Consider the following 9324-nt stretch of genomic DNA (forward strand, 5'->3'; position numbering starts at 1 on the left):
AATTCCTCGGATTAAACCAATACACCGGACTGGCGGAGCGCCTGACGCAGCGGTTCGTGGCAACGCGGGCTGAGCCAGGTCAGCGGCAGACGGATGCCGTCGGGCATCAGGCCCATCTCGTGCAGGGCCCATTTCACCGGAATCGGGTTCGATTCGATGAACAGCGCCTTGTGCAGCGGCATCAGCTTGTCGTTGATGGCACGGGCGGTTTCAGCATCGCCACGCATGGCGGCGGCGCAGAGTTCGGCCATCTCGCGGGGGGCGACGTTGGCGGTCACGGAGATGTTGCCCTTGCCGCCCATGAGCATCAGCTCGACGGCCGTGGCGTCGTCACCGGAATAGACGAGGAAGTCCTTGCTCACGCGATCCAGTACTTCCTGGCCGCGCTTGAGGTCGCCAGTGGCTTCCTTGATACCGATGATGTTGGAGATCTTCGCCAGGCGCTCGACGGTCTCGGGCAGCATGTCGCAGACGGTGCGGCCGGGTACGTTGTAGAGGATCTGCGGGATCGCGACGGATTCGGCGATGTGGCGGAAATGCTGGTACAGGCCTTCCTGGGTCGGCTTGTTGTAGTACGGGGTCACCAGCAGGCAGGCATCGGCGCCAACGCCCTTGGCGGCGGCGGTGAGGTCGACCGACTCACGGGTGGAGTTGCCACCGGTGCCGGCGATGACCGGGATGCGGCCATTGACCTGATCCACCACGCGGCGGATGACTTCGATGTGTTCGTTCACGTCCAGCGTCGCGGATTCACCCGTGGTGCCGACTGCGACTATGGCGTTGGTGCCTTCCTGCAGGTGGAAATCCACCAGCTTGGTCAGACTCGCCCAGTCCAGTTGACCTTGTGCATCCATGGGCGTGACCAGTGCCACCATACTGCCCGCAATCATGCAACCGCTCCTGCCGGAAAAAGAGAGCCGTAATGGTACTGGTGCCCATTGCCCAGCACAAGCTGACGAGGGTGCCTGAAGCATTCCCCTCGGCGGCGCTTTTCGCTAACCTTCCCGCTTTGATCGGCGCGGCTTTGCCCGCCCTCCTCTCGCTTTAGGAATGCTGCATGTCCACCACCCCGCCCCGCGAACAATTCCTTGTGATCAGTGCCCTTGGCGTCAACCCGATGGAGCTGACCAACGTGCTGTGCCGAGCCAGCCAGGAAAACCGCTGCGCAGTGGTCAGCAGCCGCCTGACCCGCCACGGCGAGTACTGCGCCCTGGTACTGCAGGTATCCGGCAGTTGGGATGCCCTGGCCCGCCTCGAAGCCGGCCTGCCGGCCCTGGCCAAGCGCCACGAGTTCACCACCCAGGTGACCCGCAGCGCCGCGCTGGAGCCCCGCCCGCAGTCGCTGCCCTACGTCGCCTACGTCAGCGCCGCGTACCGCCCGGATATCCTCAACGAGCTGTGCCAGTTCTTCATCGATCACCGTGTCGAACTGGAGAGCCTCACCTGCGACACCTACCAGGCGCCGCAGACCATGAGCACCATGCTCAACGCCACCATCACCGTGACGCTGCCCGCCGGCACCCAGATCAGTTGGCTGCGCGATCAGTTCCTCGACTTCGCCGACGCGCTGAACCTCGACGCGCTGATCGAGCCCTGGCGCCCGCAGCACCCGTAAGGAGCAAGACATGGCCGTAACCATCGACCAGCCGGTCGCCGACTTCACCGCCCCCGCCACCAGCGGCCAGCAGGTGACCCTCTCCGCCCTCAAGGGCAAGCAGGTAGTGATCTATTTCTACCCGAAGGACAGCACCCCGGGCTGCACCACCGAAGGCCAGGGTTTCCGTGACCAGCATGGCGCCTTCGCAGCAGCCAACACGGTGATCTTCGGCGTCTCCCGCGATGGCCTGAAGTCCCACGAGAACTTCAAGTGCAAGCAGGAGTTCCCCTTCGAGCTGATCTCCGACAAGGACGAGGCCGTCTGCCAGCTGTTCGACGTGATCAAGCTGAAGAAGCTCTACGGCAAGGAATACATGGGCGTCGACCGCAGCACCTTCCTCATCGACAAGGACGGCGTGCTGCGCCAGGAGTGGCGTGGCGTGAAGGTCCCCGGCCATGTGGATGCCGTGCTCGCCGCCGCGCAGGCGCTGAACAAGGGCTGAGCCCAAGCGCCATGCAGACGCAATGAAAGAAGGCCGCGATCGCGGCCTTTTTCATGTGCACTCACATCAGCGGTGATGGCCCTTCCCGCAGGGGCCCGCTGCGTGGCCAGGCATCCAGCACCGCCTTGAACAGGGTCGCCAGGGGAATGGCGAAGAAGATCCCCCAGAAGCCCCAGAGCCCGCCGAACAGCAGCACTGCGCAGATGATCGCCACCGGGTGCATGTTCACCGCCTCGGAGAACAGTAACGGCACCAAGATGTTGCCATCCAGCGCCTGGATCACCCCGTAGACCACCATCAGGTAGATGAACTGGTCGCCCCAGCCCCACTGGAACAGCGCGATCAGGGCCACCGGTACGGTCACCACCACCGCGCCTATGTAGGGCACCACCACCGAGAGGCCGACCAGCAGGGCCAGCAACGCCGCATAGTTGAGCCCGAGAGAGACGAAGGCGACGTAGGTCACGCCGCCGCAGATGACGATCTCGATCACCTTGCCGCGGATGTAGTTGGCGATCTGCTGGTGCATTTCCCGCCAGACCTGGGTCATCAGCGCCCGCTCGCGCGGCAGGTAGCCGCTCATCCAGCGCTGGATCAGCTCGCGGTCCTTGAGGAAGAAGAACACCAGGATCGGCACCAGCACCAGGTAGATCATCAGGTTGACCACCAGCGGCAGGCTGGAGAGCGAGAAGGTCAGCGCCCACTGGCCGAACTTGCCGATCTCGCTGCGGGTCACCTCGATGGCATTGAGCACCTGCTCGTCGGTGACCAGGTGCGGGTAACGCTCGGGCAGCAGCAGGAGCAGCGACTGCCACTCGCCGAGCATGCGCGGCAGCTCGTTGAACAGGGTGCTGAGCTGCTGCCAGAGCAGCGGCATGAGCACCACCAGGAACAGCGCCAGGGCACCGATGAACAGCGCGAACACCAGCCACACGGCCAGCGTCTCGGGCATGTGCAGGCGCTCGAGGAAATTCACCACCCCCTGCATCAGGAAGGCCAGCACCAGACCCGCCAGGACCGGCGCCAGCATGTTACCGAGGGTGAGGACGAGGGTGAAGCCCAGGACCAGGAAGACCGCCAGTACCACCGCTTCTTCATCGGAGAAGTAGCGCTGCACCCAATCGCGAAGCACCTTGAACATCAGAGTTCCTTGGTAAGCGGAGAAATTCAGGCCTTGCGCAGCCAGTAGCGATAGGTCCCGCCCTGCTCTTCCTCGTGCAGCAGCACGTGGCCGGCGAGGCGGGCGAAGGCGCGGAAGTCGCGTTGCGAACCGGCATCGGTGGCGGTGACCTTGAGCACTGCGCCACTGGCCAGACGGTTGAGTTCCAGCTTGGCCTTGAGCAGCGGCAAGGGGCAGTTGAGCCCGCTGGCGTCGAGTTCGGCGTCGAAGGTATCGGGAGCGCCGGTGGCGTCTGTCATGGGTGTTCTCCAGGAGGGCGCCTAGGATACAGAAGCCCGCGCAACCCTGGCCAGCCGACCGGGCGGGAGGCTACAGTTAGCGCTTTGCCGACAAGAGCCCTGTGCATGAATCCGCTGCGCCCCACTCTGCTGACGCTTGCCTGCCTCCTCGCATCGCCCGTGATGGCCGATGACCTGCCGTCCCTCGGCGACTCCAGTTCGGCCATCGTCTCCCCGGAACAGGAACACCAGCTGGGCCGCGCCTGGCTCAGCCTGCTGCGCGGCCAGGTGGAACAGCTCCCGGACCCGCAGCTCAAGGACTATGTCGAAACCAGCGTCTACCGCCTGGCCGAAACCAGCCAGTTGCAGGACCGTCGCCTGGAATTCGTGCTGCTCAAGAGCCCGCAGCTCAACGCCTTCGCCGCACCGGGCGGCATCGTCGGCGTCAACGGTGGCCTGTTCCTCTATGCACCGAACGAAGCCGAGTACGCCTCGGTCCTCGCCCACGAACTGGCTCACCTGTCGCAACGCCACTTCGCGCGCGGTATCGAAGCCCAGCAACGTATGCAGATCCCGGTGATGGCGGCCATGCTGGCCGGTATCGTCGCCGCCGCTGCAGGCGCCGGTGACGCAGGCATGGCGGCGATCATGTCGACCCAGGCCGCCGCGATCCAGGAGCAGCGCCGCTTCTCCCGGCAGAACGAACAGGAAGCCGACCGCATCGGTCTGCTCAACCTGGAAAAGGCCGGTTACGACCCCCGCGCCATGCCCAACATGTTCGAGCGCCTGATGCGCCAGTACCGCTACGACTCCAAGCCGCCGGAATTCCTCCTCACCCACCCGGTGACCGAGTCGCGTATCGCCGACACCCGCAACCGTGCCGAACAGGCGCCGCCGGGCGGCGTGGAGAACAGCCTGCGCTACCAGTTGATGCGCGCCCGCGTGCAACTGATGTTCGAGGAAACCCCGGGGATTTCCGCCAAGCGCTTCCGCGCCATGCTTGACGCCGACCCCAAGCTGGATGCCGCGCGTTACGGCCTGGCCATTGCGCAGATCAAGAACGGCCAGCTCAACGAAGCGCGTGAGGGCCTGGCGCAATTGCTGGCCAAGTCGCCCAACGAGATCGTCTACAACCTCGCCCAGGTGGACCTGGACATCACAGCCAACCGCCTGCCGGACGCGCAGAAACGGGTCGACCGGCTGCTGGGCCTGTACCCCAACAACTACCCGCTGAAGCAGGCGCGCAGCGACCTGATGCTCAAGCTCAACAAACCCCAGGAAGCGGAGAAGATCCTCGACGGCCTGGTGAAGTCCCGGCCCAACGACCCGGACGTCTGGTACCAGGTGGCCGAAGTACGCGGGCTGGCCGGCAACACCATCGGCCTGCACCAGGCGCGCGCAGAGTTCTTCGCCCTGGTCGGCGACTACGACCAGGCCATCGAGCAGCTGGATTTCGCCAAGCGCCGTGCCACCAACAACTTCCCGCTCGCCTCGCGCATCGATGCACGCCAGCAGGAGATGATCGAGCAGCAGAAGACCATCAAGCAGATGATGCGCTGACAGCAAGCGCACATGAAAAAGCCCGGACAGGTCCGGGCTTTTTTGTGCGTGCCGATCAGGCGTTGCCGGCGAGCTTCAACCGTGCGGCCTGGGTGAAATCGAGCATGCGCTTGAGCGGCTTGATCGCCCGGGGCACCAGCGCGGCATCGACGAAGATCTCGTTGCTACCTTCGCGCAGGCACTGCAGGGTGCGCTCCAGGGTGTTCATGGCCATCCAGGGGCAGTGCGCGCAACTGCGGCAGGCAGCACCATTGCCGGCGGTGGGCGCTTCGATGAACTGCTTGTCCGGGCACAGCTGCTGCATCTTGTAGAAGATGCCGCGGTCGGTGGCGACGATGAACATTTTGTTCGGCAGGGTTTGCGCGGCCTTGATCAGCTGGCTGGTGGAACCCACCGCATCGGCCAGTTCAATGACCGCCTCGGGCGATTCCGGGTGGACCAGGATGGCCGCCTCCGGGTACAGCGCCTTCATGTCTTCGAGCTGCTTGGCCTTGAACTCCTCGTGGACAATGCAGGCACCGTCCCAGAGCAGCATATCGGCACCGATCTCGCGCTGGATGTAACGGCCCAGGTGCTGGTCCGGCGCCCAGATGATCTTCTCGCCGTTGTCCATCAGGCTCTCGACGATCTCCAGCGCACAGCTGGAGGTCACCACCCAGTCGGCCCGGGCCTTCACCGCCGCGGAGGTATTGGCGTAGACGACCACGGTGCGCTCCGGATGCTGGTCGCAGAACGCCGAGAACTCGTCCACCGGGCAACCCAGGTCCAGGGAGCAGGTCGCTTCCAGGGTCGGCATCAGCACGCGCTTTTCCGGGTTGAGGATCTTCGCCGTCTCGCCCATGAAGCGCACGCCTGCCACCAGCACCGTCTTCGCCGAATGCTGGTTGCCGAAGCGGGCCATCTCCAGCGAGTCGGACACGCAACCACCGGTTTCCTCGGCCAGGGCCTGGATCACCGGGTCGCAGTAGTAGTGGGCGACGAGCACTGCATCCTGCGCCTTCAGCTCGGCGGCGATGTCTGCACGCAGCTGCGCCTCTTCATCAGCCGAAAGCTGCCGGGGCTGCTTGGCGGCGAGGTGGGCCTGGACGAGAAAACGTTCGGAGAGATGAGACATGTCTGCGGGACCTGCGAGCGCACTGCGCGAAAGCCTGTTGGGTCACCGCCCCGCCAAGCCAGGGGCCATGCGGTTCGGGGCGCGGATGATAACGCAGATTAACGCCAATGGGCATGGCTGCGGGAGAGGCCATCCGTCCCCCGATGAGGGGGGGGACCATACTTTTCGGCGGACAAACGAAAAGCGGGAAGACCTTTCGATCTTCCCGCTTCCGTTGCTCCTCGCGGAGCCTTGTATGGTGGGTCGTGTAGGATTCGAACCTACGACCAATTGGTTAAAAGCCAACTGCTCTACCGACTGAGCTAACGACCCGACGCGGAGCGCATAATACTGATTTTATTCAGGAATTCAACACCCCACCGAAAATATTTCAGAAATATCTCGTAGGATCCTGCACCCCAGCCGCTTCGAAGCCGGCTGCACGCAGGCGGCAGCTGTCGCATTTGCGGCAGGCGCGGCCTTCGTCATCGGCCTGGTAGCAGGACACCGTCAAAGCGTAGTCGACGCCAAGCTTCATGCCCGCCTGGACGATATCCGCCTTGCTGAGGTTCTGCAGCGGCGCCTGGATGCGGAAACCATCCCCTTCCACCCCGGCCTTGGTCGCCAGGTTGGCCATGCGCTGGAAGGCCTCGACGAACTCGGGGCGGCAATCCGGGTAGCCGGAATAGTCCACGGCATTGACGCCGATGAAGATATCCCGCGCGCCGAGTACTTCGGCCCACCCCAGGGCGAGGGACAGGAACACGGTGTTGCGTGCCGGCACATAGGTGACCGGGATGCCTTCGGTAGGGGCTTCCGGCACATCGATGCTGCTGTCGGTCAGGGCCGAGCCACCGATGCCATCGAGATTGAGGCCAATCACCTTGTGTTCGACCACACCCAACTGGCGGGCCACACGCTCGGCCGCCTGCAGCTCGGCGCGGTGACGCTGGCCATAGTCGAAGCTCATGGTGTAGCAGGCGTAGCCCTCGGCGCGGGCCATGCCCACTACGGTGGCGGAGTCCAGGCCGCCGGAGAGGAGGATTACCGCTTTCTTGTCGCTCATATCAATGTCCCGGCTCGTCGTTCCAGAGGATCTTGTGCAATTGCAGCTGCAGGCGCACCGGCAGGTTGTCGGCCACTATCCAGTCCGCCAGGTTCCGCGCGCTCACCTGCTGGTGGCTGGGCGAGAACAGCACTTCACCCGCGCGTTGCTCCAGGCGGTACTCGATCAACTTGGACACGGCCCAGTCGTAGTCCTCGCGGGAACAGATGACGAACTTCACCTGGTCGTTGCGGGTCAGCAGGGCCATGTTCTCGTAGCGGTTGCGCCCGACTTCGGCGGAGCCCGGCGTCTTCAGGTCGACGACACGGCTGACGCGGGTGTCCACGGGGGCGATATCCAGGGCTCCGCTGGTCTCCAGGGAAACCTCGTAGCCGGCATCGCAGAGCCGTTGCAGGAGCGGAATGCAGTTGGGTTGCGCCAGCGGCTCACCGCCCGTCACACAAACGTAGCGGGGCTTGTAGGCGGCCACCTGGGCGAGGATGTCGTCCAGGGTGTGGATCTGGCCGCCATTGAAGGCGTAGGCGGTGTCGCAGTACTGGCAGCGCAGGGGACAGCCGGTCAGGCGCACGAATACCGTCGGCAAGCCGGCGGTACGCGTCTCCCCCTGCAGCGAGTAGAAGATCTCGGTCAGTCGCAGGGTCTGTTGCATAAGGGCCACGGGCGTGACGGCTAAACAGGCCATCCGCCTCCGTTGCTGGAAGAAAATATGAGGGCGGCGATTCTAAACGAAAAAACCCGCGACAGGCGCGGGTTAATCGATGCTCGGGGCGTGGATCAGGGCAGGCGCTGAAGGTCCCGCTGCGCCAGCTGGGCGGCGGAGCTGCCCGGGTACTGGGCGACGACCTGCTTGAGGATGCCCTTGGCCTTGTCGGTGTTGCCCAGGCGCTGCTCGACGTCGGCGAGCTTGTAGAGGGAATCCGGCACCTTGGCGTGCTGCGGATAAACCTGGCTGACCTTGGCGAAGGCCTGGCCGGCGCCCTGCAGGTCGCCCTTGGCGAGGTTCACCTCACCCAGCCAGTACTGCGCGTTGCCGGCGTACTGGCTGTTGGGGTACTTGCGCAGGAACGCGCCGAAGGCCTGGCTGGCCTTGTCGAAATCCTTGGCTTTGATCAGGTCGAAGGCGGCGTCGTAGTACAGCTTTTCCTTCGCCGGATCGCCCGGTTCGGTGCTGGCCGCCGGCTGTTGTGCCGGAGCCGAGGGGGTGCCGGCGGCGTTGATCGCGCCATCGGCAGGGGGATTCTGTTGTGCGGCTGGTGCGCCCGCTGCGCCCGCATTCAAGCGGCTATCCAGATCCTGGTATCGCTCCAGCGATTCACGCTTGAGCTGCTGGATCTCGTTCTGCTGTTCTTCGACCATCCCGCGCAGGCGGGCAGTCTCTTCCTGCATCTGTTGCAGCTGCATGAACAGCTCGCCTTGCGCGGACACCGGGGCCGAAGCCCCGGATCCGGCATAGGCGCCAGTCGTGCCATAACCAGCGGGCGGGTAACTGTTGCCGTAACCGGCATCGTTTCCGTCCACCACGGGAACCTCAGCAAAGGCGGCCAGGGGCAGGCTGCTGAGGGCCAATACAGTCAAAGCATGACGGCACTTACGCATATCGAATTACTTACGCAGTTCGACGCGACGGTTCTGAGCCCAGGACTGCTCGTCGTTGCCAGTGGCAACCGGACGCTCTTCGCCGTAGGAAACCAGTTCCAGCTGAGCCGGGGAAACGCCCTGCAGAACCAGGTAGCGCTGAACGGCCTTGGCACGACGCTCGCCCAGAGCCATGTTGTACTCGCGGGTGCCGCGCTCGTCGGTGTGGCCTTCCAGAACGACGCGAGCGCCGTTGCCTTTCAGGTCCTTGGCGTGTACGTCCAGAGCGCGCATGGCTTCCGGCTTCAGGTCGGAGCTGTCGTACTCGAAGTAGAAGGTGGTGATGGCGCGCAGAGCAGCTTCTTCGCTCAGGCTGCCGTCAACACCGCTGTTGCCGCTGTTGTAGCCAGCGTTCGGGTCTACAGCGCCCTGGCCGGAATCGTCGCCGCCCTTGGAGGAGCAACCAACTGCAACAGCCATGGCCAGAGCCAGAGCAGCGAACTTACCGAATTTAATCATTTCCATCATGTAAC

11 protein-coding genes and 1 tRNA gene are annotated in these 9324 nt (G+C 64.2%); 3 read left to right on the forward strand and 9 right to left on the reverse strand.

Annotated elements, in window-relative coordinates:
• Positions 1 to 11 precede the first annotated feature (11 nt).
• Positions 12 to 890 (reverse strand): 4-hydroxy-tetrahydrodipicolinate synthase, encoded by an 879-nt coding sequence (gene dapA, locus PI990_RS24020; protein WP_021221407.1) that lies wholly within the window; start codon positions 888 to 890, stop codon positions 12 to 14.
• A gap of 167 nt (positions 891 to 1057) precedes the next feature.
• Between dapA and PI990_RS24025 the strand changes: the two genes are divergently transcribed.
• Both PI990_RS24025 and PI990_RS24030 read left to right on the forward strand, forming a co-directional pair.
• A complete protein-coding gene (locus PI990_RS24025; RefSeq protein WP_021221409.1) occupies positions 1058 to 1615 on the forward strand; it encodes a glycine cleavage system protein R in 558 nt (185 codons plus the stop codon).
• A 10-nt stretch (positions 1616 to 1625) separates the two neighbouring features.
• The gene (locus PI990_RS24030) at positions 1626 to 2099 is read left to right on the forward strand and encodes a peroxiredoxin (protein ID WP_271658690.1); all 474 of its coding nucleotides are present in this window, start codon (positions 1626 to 1628) and stop codon (positions 2097 to 2099) included.
• 61 nt (positions 2100 to 2160) lie between these two features.
• Here PI990_RS24030 and PI990_RS24035 read toward each other — a convergent pair whose 3' ends face one another.
• Together PI990_RS24035 and PI990_RS24040 are read right to left on the reverse strand one after the other, a co-directional pair.
• Positions 2161 to 3240 carry an AI-2E family transporter gene (locus PI990_RS24035; protein ID WP_271658691.1) on the reverse strand — a complete coding sequence of 360 codons (1080 nt, stop codon included), beginning with the start codon at positions 3238 to 3240 and terminating at the stop codon, positions 2161 to 2163.
• A gap of 26 nt (positions 3241 to 3266) precedes the next feature.
• On the reverse strand, positions 3267 to 3518 hold the full coding sequence (locus PI990_RS24040; RefSeq protein ID WP_021221412.1) for a sulfurtransferase TusA family protein: 252 nt from the start codon (positions 3516 to 3518) through the stop codon (positions 3267 to 3269).
• A gap of 105 nt (positions 3519 to 3623) precedes the next feature.
• Here PI990_RS24040 and PI990_RS24045 point away from each other — a divergent pair, with 105 nt between their 5' ends.
• Positions 3624 to 5057: a M48 family metalloprotease gene (locus PI990_RS24045; RefSeq protein ID WP_021221413.1), complete on the forward strand. Its 1434-nt coding sequence runs from the start codon at positions 3624 to 3626 to the stop codon at positions 5055 to 5057.
• A gap of 55 nt (positions 5058 to 5112) precedes the next feature.
• Here the strand turns inward: PI990_RS24045 and nadA are convergent, their stop codons facing one another.
• The 6 genes from nadA to pal form a co-directional block, all read right to left on the reverse strand.
• The gene (gene nadA / locus PI990_RS24050; protein WP_271658692.1) at positions 5113 to 6171 is read right to left on the reverse strand and encodes a quinolinate synthase NadA; all 1059 of its coding nucleotides are present in this window, start codon (positions 6169 to 6171) and stop codon (positions 5113 to 5115) included.
• Positions 6172 to 6407: 236 nt separating this feature from the next.
• A tRNA-Lys gene (locus tag PI990_RS24055) sits at positions 6408 to 6483 on the reverse strand.
• 58 nt (positions 6484 to 6541) lie between these two features.
• Positions 6542 to 7216, reverse strand: coding sequence for a 7-cyano-7-deazaguanine synthase QueC (gene queC, locus PI990_RS24060; protein WP_271658693.1), 675 nt, complete (start codon positions 7214 to 7216; stop codon positions 6542 to 6544).
• A gap of 1 nt (position 7217) precedes the next feature.
• Complete coding sequence (queE, locus tag PI990_RS24065; protein ID WP_271658694.1) at positions 7218 to 7865, reverse strand: 7-carboxy-7-deazaguanine synthase QueE; 648 nt, start codon at positions 7863 to 7865, stop codon at positions 7218 to 7220.
• A 125-nt stretch (positions 7866 to 7990) separates the two neighbouring features.
• Entirely contained in the window at positions 7991 to 8812 is an 822-nt protein-coding gene (ybgF, locus tag PI990_RS24070) for a tol-pal system protein YbgF (RefSeq protein WP_271658695.1), read from the reverse strand.
• 6 nt (positions 8813 to 8818) lie between these two features.
• Positions 8819 to 9316, reverse strand: a complete 498-nt coding sequence (gene pal, locus PI990_RS24075; RefSeq protein ID WP_111263836.1) for a peptidoglycan-associated lipoprotein Pal — start codon at positions 9314 to 9316, stop codon at positions 8819 to 8821.
• Between the last annotated feature and the right edge of the window lie 8 nt (positions 9317 to 9324).

The organism is Pseudomonas sp. TUM22785, assembly GCF_028198105.1.
Taxonomy (GTDB): domain Bacteria; phylum Pseudomonadota; class Gammaproteobacteria; order Pseudomonadales; family Pseudomonadaceae; genus Metapseudomonas; species Metapseudomonas solani.